Origin of the sequence: Streptomyces sp. AcH 505, assembly GCF_000818175.1 — a bacterium.
GTDB lineage: Bacteria > Actinomycetota > Actinomycetes > Streptomycetales > Streptomycetaceae > Streptomyces.
Window position 1 is genome coordinate 1864465 of the sequence record NZ_JTIY01000001.1, and the last position, 15934, is coordinate 1880398.

Annotated in this window: 9 protein-coding genes; 1 reads left to right on the plus strand and 8 read right to left on the minus strand. The window is 71.3% G+C overall.

What is annotated here, in order from left to right; translation table 11 throughout:
- From tmk to HY68_RS08735, 8 genes are all read right to left on the minus strand, one after another.
- Positions 1-3443 (minus strand): dTMP kinase (gene tmk, locus HY68_RS08700; RefSeq protein WP_078863488.1); only part of this gene is annotated, 3443 nt, incomplete at its 3' end.
- A gap of 145 nt (positions 3444-3588) precedes the next feature.
- Positions 3589-6423: a type I DNA topoisomerase gene (gene topA, locus HY68_RS08705; protein WP_041986539.1), complete on the minus strand. Its 2835-nt coding sequence runs from the start codon at positions 6421-6423 to the stop codon at positions 3589-3591.
- Between the two features lie 396 nt (positions 6424-6819).
- Entirely contained in the window at positions 6820-7017 is a 198-nt protein-coding gene (locus HY68_RS08710) for a hypothetical protein (RefSeq protein WP_041986542.1), read from the minus strand.
- A 116-nt stretch (positions 7018-7133) separates the two neighbouring features.
- A complete protein-coding gene (locus tag HY68_RS08715; RefSeq protein WP_041986546.1) occupies positions 7134-8735 on the minus strand; it encodes a methyltransferase in 1602 nt (533 codons plus the stop codon).
- Positions 8736-8819: 84 nt separating this feature from the next.
- Positions 8820-9401 carry a hypothetical protein gene (locus tag HY68_RS08720; RefSeq protein WP_041986549.1) on the minus strand — a complete coding sequence of 194 codons (582 nt, stop codon included), beginning with the start codon at positions 9399-9401 and terminating at the stop codon, positions 8820-8822.
- A 211-nt stretch (positions 9402-9612) separates the two neighbouring features.
- Positions 9613-12039 carry a sodium-translocating pyrophosphatase gene (locus HY68_RS08725; RefSeq protein WP_041986553.1) on the minus strand — a complete coding sequence of 809 codons (2427 nt, stop codon included), beginning with the start codon at positions 12037-12039 and terminating at the stop codon, positions 9613-9615.
- Between the two features lie 196 nt (positions 12040-12235).
- Positions 12236-12691 (minus strand): ATP-binding protein, encoded by a 456-nt coding sequence (locus tag HY68_RS08730; protein WP_041986557.1) that lies wholly within the window; start codon positions 12689-12691, stop codon positions 12236-12238.
- Between the two features lie 119 nt (positions 12692-12810).
- Positions 12811-13164, minus strand: a complete 354-nt coding sequence (locus tag HY68_RS08735; protein WP_003967428.1) for an STAS domain-containing protein — start codon at positions 13162-13164, stop codon at positions 12811-12813.
- 79 nt (positions 13165-13243) lie between these two features.
- On the opposite strand from HY68_RS08735, the gene HY68_RS08740 reads away from it, so the two are divergent.
- Positions 13244-15775 carry a DEAD/DEAH box helicase gene (locus tag HY68_RS08740; protein ID WP_078863490.1) on the plus strand — a complete coding sequence of 844 codons (2532 nt, stop codon included), beginning with the start codon at positions 13244-13246 and terminating at the stop codon, positions 15773-15775.
- Positions 15776-15934: the final 159 nt, after the last annotated feature.

Sequence of the window (15934 nt, forward strand, 5' to 3'; positions counted from 1 at the left end):
CCACGCCGTCCGCCGGTGTCCTCCTCGTCGTCGTGCGGGCCCAGCAGCTCGTCGGCCAGGGTCGGGAGGTCGTCCAGGGGAGTCTCCTCCGCCCAGTCGGAGCGGCGGCGGGGCGACGGCTGGGCCGCCTGCGCCGACTGCGCCGGATCGATCTGCGGCAGCTCCCTGGTCCGGTCGTTGCCGCCGTCCGCGGGCTCGGCCGTGCCGTGCTGCGCGGCACCCTGCTGCGCCGCGTCGTCGCGGAAGAAGCCGTGCGGAACCCGGTCCGCCGGGTCGGTGTCCCGCCCGGCAGCGGAAGCCGCGGCAGGGCCAGACGTAGGAGCGGCGGCCGACGACGGTACGGGCGGCAGCTTGGCCGTCTCGTCCACCGACCGGTCGGACGCCGACCTGTCAGACCCCGACCCAGACCCCGACCCCGACCTGCCGGGCTTGCGGCCCGGCTCAGGACTGCCCTGCGCGCCGCTCTCCGGCGCGTCCGTGATCTGCGGCATCACCGTCGTCTCGGCGTCGTCCGGCCGCGTCGCGTCGGGCCGTACCGCCGGGACCTCCTGCGTCACATCGTCCGGAGCAACACTCCGCTCACCGGCGCCCGGCTTGCCGGCATCCCGCTCACCGGCGGCCGGCTTGTCCTTGCTCCGCTCGTCCTCGGCCTGCTTCTCAGCCGCTGCCTGCCTCTCGGCCGCTGCCGCAGCCGCAGCGGCGGCCGACTCCTCGGCGAGCCGCCGTGCCTCCTCGGCACGCAGCAGCGCCTGCTCCGCCCTGCGCTGCTTCTCCAGCCGGCGCTCCTCGGCCTCGGCGCGCAGCTTGGCCTCTTCCTCGGCCTGCTTCCTGAGCCGCGCCTGCTCCGCCTCGTACGCCTGCTCCTCGGCCTCGCGGCGCCTGCGGTCCTCCTCGGCCTGCTGACGGGCTTCCTCCGCCCGCTGCCTGGCCTCCTCCGCCTGCCGTTCGGCCTCGCGCTGCCGCGCCTCCTCCAGCTCGCGGCGCTTGCGCTCCTCCTCCTCGGCGCGGAGCTTGGCGAGCTGCGCCTGCCGCTCACGCTCCAGCCGCTCCTCCTCCGCCTTGCGCGCCGCCTCTTCCTCGGCGCGCTTGCGGGCCTCCTCGATCGCGGCCTTCCGCGCGTCCTCCTGGGCCTGGATCTCGGCTTCGGACAGCGGCAGCATCTGGTCGAGGCGGTGCCGTACGACGGTGGAGACAGCGCCCGGCTCCTGGGCGCCGTCCACCACGAGATAGCGGCCGGGGTCGGCGGCGGCCAGGGTCAGGAAGCCGGTCCGCACCCGCTGGTGGAACTCGGCGGGCTCGGACTCCAGCCGGTCAGGCGCTTCGGTGAAGCGCTCGCGCGCCGCCTCGGGCGAGACGTCGAGCAGCACCGTCAGGTTCGGTACGAGTCCCGCCGTGGCCCAGCGGGAGATCCGGGCGATCTCGATCGGTGACAGGTCGCGGCCCGCGCCCTGGTAGGCCACGGACGAGTCGATGTACCGGTCGGAGATGACGATCGCGCCGCGCTCCAGGGCGGGGCGTACGACCGAGTCGACGTGCTCGGCGCGGTCCGCCGCGTACAGCAGGGCCTCCGCGCGGTTCGAAAGGCCCGCACTCGACACGTCGAGCAGGATCGTGCGCAGCCGCTTGCCGACCGGAGTCGCGCCGGGCTCGCGCGTGACGACCACTTCGTGGCCCTTCGCGCGGATCCATTCGGCGACGGCCTCGACCTGCGTCGACTTGCCGGCTCCGTCCCCGCCCTCTATCGCGAGGAAGAAGCCGGTCGCCGCGGGTGCCTGCACCGGGTCGGCGCCGCCGCGCAGCGCGTCCCGCAGGTCGTGGCGGAGCGGCACGCCGGAGCGGTCGTCCGTCTTGGCGAGGACGACGGCGGCGACGGGCAGCAGCAGCGCGCCGACCAGCATCAGGGTGAAGGCGGCTCCGCCGTGGGCGAAGACGAAGTCACCGTTGGCGAGGCGGTGCGGGCCGATCGCGGCGGCGACCAGCGGGGCGATGACGACGCCGAGGCCCACGAAGACCCGGACGACGGCGTGCAGATGGTCGGTGACCCGGCCACGCCGGTGGTCCTCGCTCTGCAGATCGATGAGCGTGTGGCCGGTGTTGGCGGCGACGCCCGCCGCGTAACCGGCGAGCAGCGCGAGGAACAGCACCGTGGCCGTGTCGGCCACGAGGCCCATGACAAGCAGGGCGATGCCGGTGACCGCGATGGCCAGCACGAGCAGCCGGTTGCGGGACAGCTTGGGCAGCACCTTGGCCGCCGACCGGATGCCCAGGCCCGTACCGCCCGTGAGGGCGAGTACGAGCAGGGCGAAGGCGACGGGGCCGCCGCCCAGGTCCTTGGCGTGCAGTACGGATACGGCGACGGCGGAGGCGATAGCCGCGGCGATGGCCGAGCAGGCCAGCACGAGCAACGGCACGGCGCCCGTACGGCCCTTGTCGAGTCCGTCGCGCTGACCGCCGGGCCCGCCGACGGGCCGGCGCAGCCCTTCGAGCGGCGAGTGCGGACGGGGCGTCCGGCCGCCGGGCAGTTCCAGGAAGTACAGGGTGGAGACGGACGCGGCGAACAGCCCGGCCGCCACGTACGAGGCGAGGGCCGCCTGGTGCAGCGAGAACCAGCCGATGCCCGTGCCCAGCAGATTGCTGATCAGCGCGGCGACGAGCAGGACCGCGGCCGCGGCCGGTACGGCCAGGAAGGTCGTCCGCAGCGACAGCCGGCGCAGCGCGTCGAGGTGGTCGGGCAGCGGCCGTACGGCAGCGCCCTCCAGCGGCGGGGCCGGGAGCAGGGCGGGCGCCGCGCTCTCCTTCGCGACCGTCCAGAAACGCTCGGCGACACCGGCCACGAAGACCGTGCTGAGCAGGATCGGCAGGGCGCGGTCAGGCGTCCATGTGATCCACAGCGGCGCGACGATGAGCAGCGCGACCCGCAGCACGTCCGCGACGATCATCGTCCAGCGGCGGTCGAACGGACCGCCCTCCCGCGCCGGTTTGACCGGTTTGGGAGCCTTGGCCGGCTCGGCGTCGAGGGTGGGCACCGTGGCACCGGACGGCGCTGTCGCGCCGACGGGTGTGGCACCGGGATCGGTCGCGTCGGGGACGGTCTTCCTGGGTCGGGTGCCCGGGGTCAGCAACGTGGTGATCGGGCCCAGGAGAAGGGCCCCGAACAACAGCGTGGCAAGGATCCGGGCACCGAACACCGCGGCGACCGCGAAGGCCACCCCTCGGTATCCGGCACCGAACGAGCCCTCGGAGACCGCCGCTTGCAACGACAGCAGCAGAAGCACGAACACGGCGAGTACGTCGCCGATCCCGCCGACGAGCTGAGCGCCCCACAGCCGCCGGAGCGGAGGGAGGCGCAACAAAGATCGTACGGCGCGCTCTCGTGAGTCTGCGGCAAGTGCGTCGGAGTCGGAGGTGGGGCTCACGACCGTTGGCTGCTCGGCTCGCGTCATTCGCCCAGCCTATCCGGAGCGTCCGACACCATGACGACCCCGTCCGAACAAACGGACGCGGCAGGGCAGAACTCGCCCCGCCGCGTATCGCCACAGCGCCCGGCCGGAGGGTCAACTCCCCCGGCGGCGCGGTCCGCTCGTCCGGCTACTCGTCCTGCTGGGAAGCCGAGGACGCGGTCGACTTCGCGGTCGACTTCTTCGCCGCCGTCTTCTTGGCCGTGGTCTTGGCGACCGTCTTCTTGGCGGTGGTCTTCTTCGCCGCCGCCTTCTTCGCCGGTGCCTTCTTGGCGGCGGCCTTCTTCGCCGTCGTCTTCTTCTTGGCCGGGCCCTTGGCGCGCTTCTCGGCGAGTAGTTCGTAGCCCCGCTCGGGCGTGATCTCCTCGACGCTGTCGTCGCTGCGCAGCGTCGCGTTGGTCTCGCCGTCCGTGACGTACGCGCCGAAGCGGCCGTCCTTGACGACGACCGGGCTGCCGCTGACCGGGTCCGTGCCCAGCTCCTTCAGCGGCGGCTTGGCCGCCGCCCTGCCGCGCTGCTTGGGCTGGGCGTAGATCGCCAGCGCCTCGTCGACCGTGATGTCGAAGAGCTGGTCCTCGGTCTGCAGCGAGCGCGAGTCCGTGCCCTTCTTCAGATACGGGCCGTAGCGGCCGTTCTGCGCGGTGATCTCGACACCTTCGGCGTCCGTGCCGACCACCCGGGGCAGCGACATCAGCTTGAGGGCGTCGGCCAGCGTGACCGTGTCCAGGGACATGGACTTGAAGAGCGAGGCGGTGCGCGGCTTGACCGCGTTCTTGCCGGTCTTCGGGGTGCCGTCGGGCAGCACCTCCGTGACGTACGGGCCGTACCGGCCGTCCCGCGCGATGATCTGGTGCCCGGTCTCCGGGTCGGCACCCAGCTCGAAGTCGCCGCTGGGCTTGGCCAGCAGCTCCTCCGCGTACTCCACCGTCAGTTCGTCGGGGGCCAGGTCCTCGGGCACATCGGCCCGCTGGTGGCCCTCTTCGTCCTTCTCGCCGCGCTCGACGTACGGGCCGTAGCGGCCGACGCGCAGCATGATCCCGTCGCCGATCGGGAAGGAGGAGATCTCCCGGGCGTCGATCGCGCCGAGGTCCGCGACGAGTTCCTTGAGGCCGCCGAGGTGGTCCCCGTCGCCGTTCCCGGCCGCCGAAGCCGCGCCGGCTTCCTCGTCGCCCTGGCCGAAGTAGAAGCGCCGCAGCCAGGGCACGGAGTGCGCCTCGCCCCGCGCGATGCGGTCGAGGTCGTCCTCCATCCGGGCCGTGAAGTCGTAGTCGACGAGCCGGCCGAAGTGCGTCTCCAGCAGGTTGACCACGGCGAAGGACAGGAAGGACGGCACGAGTGCCGTGCCCTTCTTGAAGACGTAACCGCGGTCGAGGATGGTGCCGATGATCGAGGCGTACGTCGACGGGCGGCCGATCTCGCGCTCTTCCAACTCCTTGACCAGCGAGGCTTCGGTGTAGCGCGCCGGCGGCTTGGTGGCGTGGCCGTCGACCGACATGTCGTCCGCCGACAGCGGGTCGCCCTCGGCCACCTGCGGCAGCCGCCGCTCGCGGTCGTCCAGCTCGGCGTTCGGGTCGTCGGCGCCTTCGACGTACGCCTTCATGAAGCCGTGGAAGGTGATGGTCTTGCCGGAGGCGGAGAACTCGGCGTTCCGGCCGTCGTTGGAGAGGCCGCCGATCTTGACGGTGACGCTGTTGCCGACCGCGTCCTTCATCTGGGACGCGACGGTCCGCTTCCAGATCAGCTCGTAGAGCTTGAACTGGTCACCGGTGAGCCGGGTCTCCGCAGGAGTGCGGAAGCGGTCGCCCGAAGGACGGATCGCCTCGTGCGCCTCCTGCGCGTTCTTGACCTTGTTGGCGTACGTACGCGGCTTGTCCGGCAGGTAGTTCGCCCCGTACAACTGCGTGACCTGCGCGCGGGCCGCCGAGATCGCGGTGTCCGAGATGGTCGTGGAGTCCGTACGCATGTAGGTGATGAAGCCGTTCTCGTACAGCTTCTGGGCGACCTGCATGGTGGACTTCGCGCCGAAGCCGAGCTTGCGCGAGGCCTCCTGCTGGAGCGTCGTCGTACGGAACGGCGCGGACGGCGAGCGGCGGTACGGCTTCGACTCGACCGAGCGCACGGCGAAGGACGTCTCGCGCAGGGCGGCGGCGAGCGCGAGGGCGTTCGTCTCGTCGAGGTGCAGCACCTGGTCGGACTTGAGCCGGCCGTCGGAGCCGAAGTCACGGCCCTGGGCGACCCTGCGGCCGTCGACGGCGGAGAGCCGCGCGACCAGCTGCGACGGGTCGGACGCGTCGCCGGCGCGGCCGGTGTTGAACGTGCCCGTCAGGTCCCAGTACTCGGCGGAGCGGAACGCGATGCGGTCCCGTTCGCGCTCGACGACGAGGCGGGTGGCGACGGACTGGACGCGGCCGGCCGACAGGCCGCGCATGACCTTCTTCCACAGGACGGGCGAGACCTCGTAGCCGTAGAGGCGGTCGAGGATGCGGCGGGTCTCCTGGGCATCGACCATGCGTGTGTCCAGCTCACGCGGGTTGGCGACGGCGGCCCTGATCGCGTCCTTGGTGATCTCGTGGAAGACCATCCGGTGGACGGGGACCTTGGGCTTGAGCACTTCCTGCAGGTGCCACGCGATGGCTTCGCCCTCGCGGTCCTCGTCCGTCGCGAGGAAGAGTTCGCCGGAGTCGGCCAGCAGGTCCTTGAGCTTCCTGACCTGGGCCCTCTTGTCGGCGTTGACGACGTAGATCGGCTCGAAGTCGTTCTCGACGTCCACGCCGAGCCTGCGCACCTCGCCGGTGTACTTCTCGGGCACCTCGGCCGCGCCGTTCGGGAGGTCGCGGATGTGCCCGACGCTCGCCTCGACGACGTAGCCGGGGCCGAGGTAGCCCTCGATCATCTTCGCCTTGGTCGCCGACTCGACGATGACGAGTCGGCGGCCGCCGTGTGCGGTCTCGCTGGTCGGGGACAACTTCGCTCTTCTCTCCGGATCGGCGCTCGGTGGGCCCGTACTGCTGTACGGCACTACGGCACCGCGGGCCCGCCCTGGCCTCGCTGTGACGCTGCTCCGCTGCGGAGTGTGACGGTACAACCCGCCCCCGTGTCAAACGGCAAAACCCGCAACGGACCCTCGAACGGTAACCCGACTCCAGCCATTCCTGCCGCCCGGACCCCGCTACCTGCCGCGCCGGGCCGTCCGGCCGACGGCTTCCGCGCGGTGCGGCGGGACGGTCGGTGCCCGGGGCACGGAAGCGGGTCCCGCGCAGGTCCGGTGCCCTGTCGGGGCCACCTGGCGGAGCTGGTCGATCATGGTCGGGCCGTGGTGGCCGACTCCGCCGATTAACCTGCCGGCGGCAGGACGCTTGGATCACATACGACTGAAGCACCACACGCCGAGAGCGAGAAAGACCACGCCCGAGAGTGTCGCGAGCGTGATGGACGTCGCAGGCCGCACCCCGTGGGCCACCGGCGCGCGGTGCAGGACGCGCGCTCCCGTCCACAGCAGCAGCGCGGCGCCGAACAGCGCGAACACCGCACCCGCGAAGACCGCCGGGCCGCTCTCCATGTCCGTACCTCGCCGTCCCGTCGTGCTGCCTGAGCCCCTGCCGAACCGGCAGAAGGCCGAGGCTGGCACCTCGGGACGTCACGGACACGAACTGCGGGTGAACGCCACACACGGCTTCACCCGGCTGCTTCCGCGGCAGGTCCGTCCGGTCCGCCCTGGGCGGGCGGGGTGGTCGGCGTCAGGAAGCCCTCCTCGACCAGCAGCCGGATCGACTGCGGCGTGCGGTCGCGGAGCAGCACCGGATCCTCCCCGACGAGCTGCGCGATCGCGTCCAGGATCCGGCCGGCGCTCAGCGTCCCGTCGCAGACCCCGGCGAAGCCGGCGCCGACCGTGTCGACCTCGGTCGCCCGCCGCATGCCGCGGTGCTGACGGAGCACCACATGCTCCGGGTCCTCGGCGCCCGGCAGCCCGACCTGTTCCTGGACGACCTCGGGCGCCAGCAGGAAGTGACCGGTGAGCAGCGCCGCGTCGTCATGGGTGCGCAGGTAGTCCTGCCGCTCGAAATGCGCCCGCACGGTCTCGCCGAGCGGCTGCTCCACCGAATGCGGCCATTCCTCGACGACGACCGACGGCCGGGCGGCGCCCGACTTCCGCAGGGTGATCCAGCCGAAGCCGATCCCCGTCGTCCTGCGCGCCTCGAACTCGTCGAGCCAGGCCTCGTACCGCGCCGCGTAGTCGGCGGGGTCCGTGCGGTGGTCGCCGCTGTCCCGCAGCCACAGCTCCGCGTACTGCGTCGGGTCCTGCACCTCGCGCTGCACGATCCAGGCGTCGCAGCCGCGCGGCACCCAGGAGCGCAGCCGGTCCTGCCACTCCTCGCCCTCCACATGCTGCCAATTGGCGAGGAACTGGGCGAAGCCGCCGTCGTTGAGCCGCTCCCCCGCCTGCTGGACGAGCGTGCGGCACAGGTCGTCACCGCCCATCCCGCCGTCGCGGTAGGTGAGCCGGGCGCCGGGCGAGATGACGAACGGCGGGTTGGAGACGATCAGGTCGTACGTCTCGCCTGCGACCGGTTCGAAGAGCGAGCCCGCGCGCAGCTCGGCCTCGGGCGCCCCGGACAGCGCCAGCGTGAGGCGGGTGAAGGCGAGCGCCCTGGGGTTCAGATCGGTGGCCGTGACCCGGGTGGCGTGCTGGGCGGCATGCAGGGCCTGGATCCCGGATCCGGCGCCGAGGTCGAGCGCCGAGCCGACGGGGGTCCGTACGGTGAGCCCGGCGAGCGTCGTGGAGGCGCCGCCGACGCCGAGCACGACCCCTTCGTGATGGCCGCTCGCGCCGCCGGCCCCGCCGACGGACAGGCCGAGGTCCGAGACGATGAACCAGTCCTGACCCTCGGGGCCGCCGTAGGGCCGCACGTCCACCGTGGCGCGGATCTGCCCCGCCCCTGCCCCGTCCGCCGCCTCGTCGCGTACGACCCAGGCGTCGGCGAGCGCCTCGGCCAGCGGGAGCGCCGCTTCCGCCCGCGCGGCCGGCACGGGGAGCTGGAGCAGAAAGAGCCGCACGAGCGTCTCCAGCGGCGAATCGCCGCGGGTGGCGCGCAGCGCGGGCACGGTCTCGCTGCGCGCCAGCGCCGCGTAAGCGGCGGCGCCCAGCACGTCGAGCAGGCCGTCGACGGTGAACCCCGCGGCGAGCAGGGCCGTACGCAGCCGGGACGAGTGGTCGGGCGTCGGCAGGCCGGGGGCGGCCGGAGGGCCGTCGGGCGTGGGAAGGCTGTTCGTGCTCACCTGGCCATTGTGACCGGTGCCACTGACATCGCGCCTGCGCCCGCCCCCGCCCGGCGGTGTCCGGGCGGGGCGCGTCAGGTCGGCTCAGGCGGACGGCGAGGGGGACGCCTGGGCCGACGGCTCCAGCTGGCAGCTGGGCTGCTTGGCCATGGCCTTGCCCACATCGCCCGACTGCAGCTTGCGCAGCGCCTGGTCGCTGCCCTGGCTGACCTTCTGCAGCTGCTCACCGACGTCCTTGAGACCGTCGGCGAACTTCGCCTGGTCCTTGGTGTCGAGCGCGTCGACCTGCTTCTGGAGCGCGGTGTACGCCCCCGATGTGGCGTTGAGTTCGGCGACCGCCGCCTGCTGGGTCTTCTTCTGGTCGTCGCCCCCGGGCGGCGGGCCCGCCTTCTGCAGGGCTGCGGCCTGCGCCTTGAAGGCCTCGGCCTTGGCCCCGAAGGCGGCCGAGTCGGTCTTCTGCACATCGGCCGGCTTGATGTTGCCCGACGTCGCCTGCTGGATGGACGCGTCCGCGGCCTCGATCTTCTTCCGCTGCGGCTGGACCTGGTCGCAGACCTGCTTGGCCCAGTCGTTCACCTTGTTGTCGCTGTCGTCGTCGCTGCAACCGGACAGCGACATGAGCAGTACCGCACCGCCGGACAGCGCGGATACGAGCTTCTTGTTCACCGGATTGGTTCCCTTCCAAGGCTCTCGGCCCCGGAACATACACGCCGGGCGGGCGGCCATCGCGCACCGAACGTCCGATCGATAGGCTATTGAAGCCATTTGCACCAGGAGAGAGACAACTCACGCCATCTGCGCCGCCGCACGCCCAGAGCGGGCGAATCCGGCGTCAATTCGCCAGTTCCGCCCGCTCTTTGGCTCCCCTGACCAGCCGTTACGTCGTCGTCACCGCCGAGTCCTGCGCAGCCGTGGCCGCGCCGGCCGGGCCTGCGGTCGTGCTACCGCCGCTGCCGTCGCCCGCGTCGTCCACCGTCACCGAGCGCCGCTTGGAGACGTACACAGCGGCGACGATCACGACGATGGCGATCACCGCGATCAGCGCCCGGATCCACGCGTTCGCGTCGTCCCCGTAGCTGAACTGCACGACAGCGGGGGCGATGAGCAGCGCCACCAGGTTCATCACCTTGAGCAGCGGGTTGATGGCGGGTCCCGCCGTGTCCTTGAACGGGTCGCCGACCGTGTCGCCGATGACGGTCGCGGCGTGGGCGTCGCTGCCCTTGCCGCCGAAGTTGCCGTCCTCGACCAGCTTCTTGGCGTTGTCCCAGGCACCGCCGGAGTTGGCGAGGAAGACGGCCATCAGCGTGCCGGTGCCGATCGCACCGGCGAGGAACGAGCCGAGCGCCCCGATGCCGAGCGAGAAGCCCACGGCGATCGGGGTGAGGACGGCGAGCAGCCCCGGCGTGGTCAGTTCGCGCAGCGCGTCCTTGGTACAGATGTCGACGACGCGTCCGTATTCGGGCTGTTCGCTGTAATCCATGATCCCGGGGTGTTCACGGAACTGCCGTCGCACCTCGTAGACGACCGAACCGGCCGACCGCGAAACGGCGTTGATGGCGAGCCCGGAGAAGAGGAAGACGACAGCGGCGCCGAGGATCAGCCCCACCAGGTTGTTGGGCTGGGAGATGTCCATACTGAGAGTCATCTCACCCGCTCTGGCTCCCACGTCGGAGACGGCGGTGGCGATGGCGTCCCGGTACGAGCCGAAGAGCGCCGCCGCCGCGAGTACGGCGGTGGCGATGGCGATGCCCTTGGTGATGGCCTTGGTGGTGTTGCCGACCGCGTCGAGGTCGGTGAGCACCTGCGCGCCCGCGCCCTGCACGTCGCCCGACATTTCGGCGATGCCCTGGGCGTTGTCGGCGACGGGACCGAAGGTGTCCATGGCGATGATCACGCCGACGGTGGTGAGCAGTCCGGTGCCGGCGAGGGCCACGGCGAACAGCGCGAGCATGATCGACGTACCGCCGAGCAGGAACGCCCCGTACACCGCGAGACCGATCAGCAGGGCCGTGTAGACGGCGGACTCCAGGCCGATGGCGATGCCTGCGAGGACGACGGTCGCGGCGCCCGTCAGCGAGGACTTGCCGATGTCCCTGACGGGGCGCCGGGTGGTCTCGGTGAAGTAGCCGGTCAGCTGCTGGATCAGCGCGGCGAGCACGATCCCGATGGCGACGGCGACCAGGGCGAGGATCCGCGGATCGCCGCCGTGGCCGAGGATCTCCTTCGCGCTGACGCCGTCCAGGTCCGCGTAGGAGGACGGCAGATAGACGAAGACGGCGACGGCCACCAGGACGAGCGAGATCACGGCGGAGATGAAGAAGCCGCGGTTGATGGCGCTCATGCCGCTGCGGTCGGAGGGGCGCGGGGCGACGGCGAAGATGCCGACCATCGCGGTGATCACGCCGATCGCGGGGACGATCAGCGGGAAGGCGAGACCGAAGTCACCGAAGGCCGCCTTGCCCAGGATGAGGGCGGCGACGAGGGTTACTGCGTACGACTCGAAGAGGTCGGCCGCCATGCCTGCGCAGTCCCCGACGTTGTCGCCCACGTTGTCGGCGATGGTCGCCGCGTTGCGCGGGTCGTCCTCGGGGATGCCCTGTTCGACCTTGCCGACGAGGTCGGCGCCGACGTCCGCCGCCTTGGTGAAGATGCCGCCGCCGACACGCATGAACATCGCGATCAGCGCGGCGCCGAGGCCGAACCCCTCCAGGACCTTGGGGGCGTCGGCCGCGTAGACGAGCACCACGCAGGAGGCGCCGAGCAGGCCGAGGCCCACCGTGAACATGCCGACCACACCGCCGGTACGGAATGCGATCTTCATGGCCTTGTGCGAGACGGCCGTCAGATCCTTTTCCGGCTCGCCTTCTCCCGGAGTCGCCTCACGGGCGGCCGCCGCCACCCGTACATTGCTGCGTACGGCAAGCCGCATGCCCATATATCCGGTGGCCGCCGAGAAACCCGCACCCACCAGGAAGAACAGCGAACGGCCCGCGCGTTGTGACCAGTCGTCGGCCGGCAACAGCAACAACAGGAAGAACACCACGACGGCGAAGATGCCGAGGGTGCGCAACTGCCGTGCCAGATAGGCATTCGCGCCTTCCTGGACGGCGGCCGCGATCTTCTTCATGGATTCGGTGCCCTCGTCGGCCGCCAGGACCTGCCGCACCAGCAGTGCGGCCAGGAACAGCGCCGCCAGTGCGACGACAGCGACGACGATCACGATCAGCCGGTTGCCGTCGGTGAGTACCGCGGCAGCGAGAGATGTGGGGTGGTCGGACAGTTGTGGTTGGAAGTGCCCCGCCATTCGTCCTCCTTGACGCTCAGCGCTCAAGATGGACGGATTGTAGGGAGCCGGAGACGATCAAAACAGAGTGCTTACATTTTAATTGACCTTGAGGCCGAAAACAGTCGGGCTAAGGGTAATGGGATAAACGCGTTCGACGATCTACAAAAACAAGAAAGGCCCTGCTCAGGCAGGGCCTTTCCAAGAATTGGATCAATCAGGGGAGCGTAATGGCCGGAGTGGTCGGCCAGCTCATTCTGATCACGCCGCCGTCGTCGCCCGAGGTGACCTCGACATCGTCGACGAGCCCGCTGATGACCGCGAGCCCCATCTCGTCCTCGCCCTCGGCGTCGGTCTCGAAGAGATCGCCCGACGGCACTCCGTTACGGGCGCCGGGCACGCCGGACGCTCCGCTGCCGGATCCCGGCACCTCGTCGCCGACCTCGATGGAGAAGGTCTTCTCCTCCTCGGTCAGCACGACTCTCACCGGGGCGGTGATGCCATGACTGCGATGCAGCCCGACCGCCCGGCTGCATGCCTCACCGACCGCGAGTCTGACCTCGTCCAACACTGCTTCGTCGACCCCGGCCCTGCGCGCCACGGCGGCCGCCACCAGACGGGCCGTCCTGACATGCTCGGGCTGGGCGCTGAAGCGGAGTTCAACGGTGGCCATGCGATCCCCCTCGAACGTACGAGCGTGCACTCTCAACCACTCTCAAAGGCGGCAGACACCCGGGCGGAACGCCCGGGTCTCCTGCCGTCATCCTCCGGACCGAATGGCCGGCACCGACCTCAGTCGGTGGCGGCCACGGCCTCGTCGACCGTGGTGTGGATCGGGAACACCTTGGTGAGACCCGTGATCCGGAAGATCTTGAGAATGCGCTCCTGGTTGCAGACCAGACGCAGCGAGCCCTCATGGGCACGCACACGCTTCAGGCCACCCACGAGCACGCCGAGCCCGGTCGAGTCCAGGAAGTCCACGCCTTCCATGTCGACCACCAGGTGGTAGCTGCCGTCGTTCACCAACTCGACCAACTGCTCGCGCAGCTTTGGCGCGGTATACACATCAATCTCGCCACCGACCTCGACGACCGTACGGTCGCCACCAGGGCCGGACACATTGCGAGTCGACAGGGACAGGTCCACGGATCCTCCAGCACCTTGCTATCGAGCGGTCGCCCCTCGGGTCTCCCCGACGGAGCCAGGGGACGTATCGCCAGCCGCGATGGCATTCAATCACTTACCAGCGGCCACGCACGACGCCTTGGGGCCATTGTCCGTCATGCCAGTGACACACTCGATGCCGATGGCCAGGAATCACCGCCCCAGTCGACTCCCCGCGAGCGGGGACAACCGCCCCTCCCCGAGTATGGTCCTCGACCGGCTCACCGCGGGGGCGGGCCGGGCTGCGCGCATCACCCATACGGAGCACCTGCCCCCACGTGCGGGTCGTCATGCCGTCTGGCCCGATCGCATCCGCGCGGAAGTGATCAGCGCCATCCAGCAGGCCGGAATCGAACACCCGTGGGCCCACCAGGCCGAGGCCGCCGAGCACGCCCTGGACGGCGAATCCGTCGTCATCGCCACCGGCACCGCCTCGGGCAAGTCGCTGGCGTACCTCGCGCCCGTGCTCAGCACCCTCCTGGACGGCTCGGAGGCGCCGAACGGCCGGGGCACGACCGCGCTCTACCTGGCGCCGACGAAGGCGCTCGCCGCCGACCAGCGGCGCGGCGTCAAGGATCTCGCCGGGCCGCTCGGCAACGCCGTACGGCCGTCCGTCTACGACGGCGACACGCCGGTGGAAGAGCGCGAATGGGTCAGGCAGTACGCGAACTACGTCCTGACCAATCCCGACATGCTGCACCGGGGGATACTCCCGTCCCACCCCCGCTGGGCCTCCTTCCTGCGCTCGCTGCGCTATGTCGTCATCGACGAGTGCCACACCTACCGGGGCGTGTTCGGCTCGCACGTGGCGCAGGTGCTGCGCCGGCTGCGCCGCGTCTGCGCCCGCTACGGCGCCGACCCGGTCTTCCTGCTGGCGTCGGCCACCGCCGCCGAGCCCGCCCTGGCGGCCGGCAGGCTCACCGGACTGCCCGTCACCGAGGTCGCCGACGACGCGTCACCCCGCGGCGAGCTCGTCTTCGCGCTCTGGGAGCCCCCGCTCACCGAACTGCACGGCGAGAAGGGCGCGCCCGTACGCCGTACGGCCACGGCCGAGACCGCCGACCTGCTCACCGACCTGACCGTCCAGGGCGTCCGTTCGGTCGCCTTCGTACGCTCCCGGCGCGCCGCCGAACTGATCGCCCTCATCGCCCAGGAACGGCTGGCGGCGGTGGACCACTCGCTGTCGCGCCGGGTGGCCGCCTACCGGGGCGGCTACCTCCCCGAGGAACGCCGCGCCCTGGAGCGCGCCCTGCACTCCGGCGAACTGCTCGGACTTGCCGCCACCACCGCCCTGGAGCTGGGCATCGACGTCTCCGGCCTGGACGCCGTCCTCATCGCGGGCTATCCCGGCACCCGGGCCTCCCTGTGGCAGCAGGCGGGCCGGGCGGGGCGCTCCGGGCAGGGCGCGCTGGCGATCCTGATCGCCCGTGACGACCCGCTGGACACGTTCCTCGTCCACCACCCCGAGGCGCTGTTCCAGCAGCCCGTCGAGTCGACCGTCCTGGACCCGGACAACCCGTACGTCCTCGCCCCGCACCTGTGCGCGGCCGCCGCCGAGCTGCCGCTCACGGAGGACGACCTCGCGCTGTTCGGCCCCGCGACACCGGACCTGCTCCCCCAGCTGGTCACCGCAGGACTGCTGCGCAAGCGCGCGGCGGGCTGGTACTGGACCCGCAGGGAGCGGGCCGCCGACCTGGCCGACATCCGGGGGGAGGGCGGCAGCCCGGTCCAGATCGTCGAGGCGGCGACGGGCCGGCTGCTGGGCACGGTCGACGAGGCCGCCTCCCACACGGCCGTCCACGACGGCGCGGTCCACCTCCACCAGGGCCGTTCGTATCTGGTGAAACGGCTGGATCTGGCCGACTCGGTCGCGCTCGTCGAGGAGGCCGACCCGCCGTACTCGACGACTGCCCGGGACACCACCGCCATTTCCGTGCTCGAGACGGACACCGAGATTCCGTGGGGCGACGGACGCCTCTGCTACGGGTCCGTCGAGGTCACCAACCAGGTCGTCTCCTTTCTGCGCCGCAGACTCATCACCGGCGAGGTGCTCGGCGAGACCAAGCTCGACCTGCCGCCGCGCACCCTGCGCACCCGCGCCGTGTGGTGGACCGTCACCGAGGACCAACTGGACGCGGCCCGCGTCAACCCCGAGCAGCTGGGCGGCGCCCTGCACGCCGCCGAACACGCCTCCATCGGGATGCTGCCGCTCTTCGCCACCTGCGACCGCTGGGACATCGGCGGCGTGTCCGTGCCGCTGCACCCGGACACCTTGCTGCCGACGGTCTTCGTGTACGACGGCCAGCCCGGCGGCGCCGGCTTCGCCGAGCGGGCCTTCCAGACGGCCAGGGAATGGCTCACCGCCACCCGCGAGGCGATCGCGTCCTGCGAGTGCGACGCGGGCTGCCCCTCGTGCATCCAGTCGCCCAAGTGCGGCAACGGCAACGATCCGCTGCACAAGCGCGGCGCCGTACGACTGCTGACCGAGCTGCTCAGAGGCGCCCCTGACGCCCTGGCGGCGGCCGGGGCCCTCCCAGGACCGACGACCTCGCCGGAGGCGGCGACACAGCCGGTGGGCCCGCCCGCGACCTGACCGTGGGGGCGTAGGGGCCCAGTCGCGCCCTCGCCGTCACGTCCGCGATCTCCCCGCTCACCACGCAGCTCGTGACCTCCGCCCGCTGGGCCGCCGCCACCTCGACCGCCCTGGCGCAGGCCGCCACCGGGCCCGACAGGGCACGGTCGGCGGCGGCGA

Coding starts and splice junctions, on each gene's coding strand:
- HY68_RS08740 (WP_078863490.1), top strand. CDS start 13,244: ATGGCATTCAATCACTTACCAGCGGCCACGCACGACGCCTTGGGGCCA.
- HY68_RS08710 (WP_041986542.1), bottom strand. CDS start 7,017: ATGGAGAGCGGCCCGGCGGTCTTCGCGGGTGCGGTGTTCGCGCTGTTC.
- HY68_RS08730 (WP_041986557.1), bottom strand. CDS start 12,691: ATGGCCACCGTTGAACTCCGCTTCAGCGCCCAGCCCGAGCATGTCAGG.
- HY68_RS08725 (WP_041986553.1), bottom strand. CDS start 12,039: ATGGCGGGGCACTTCCAACCACAACTGTCCGACCACCCCACATCTCTC.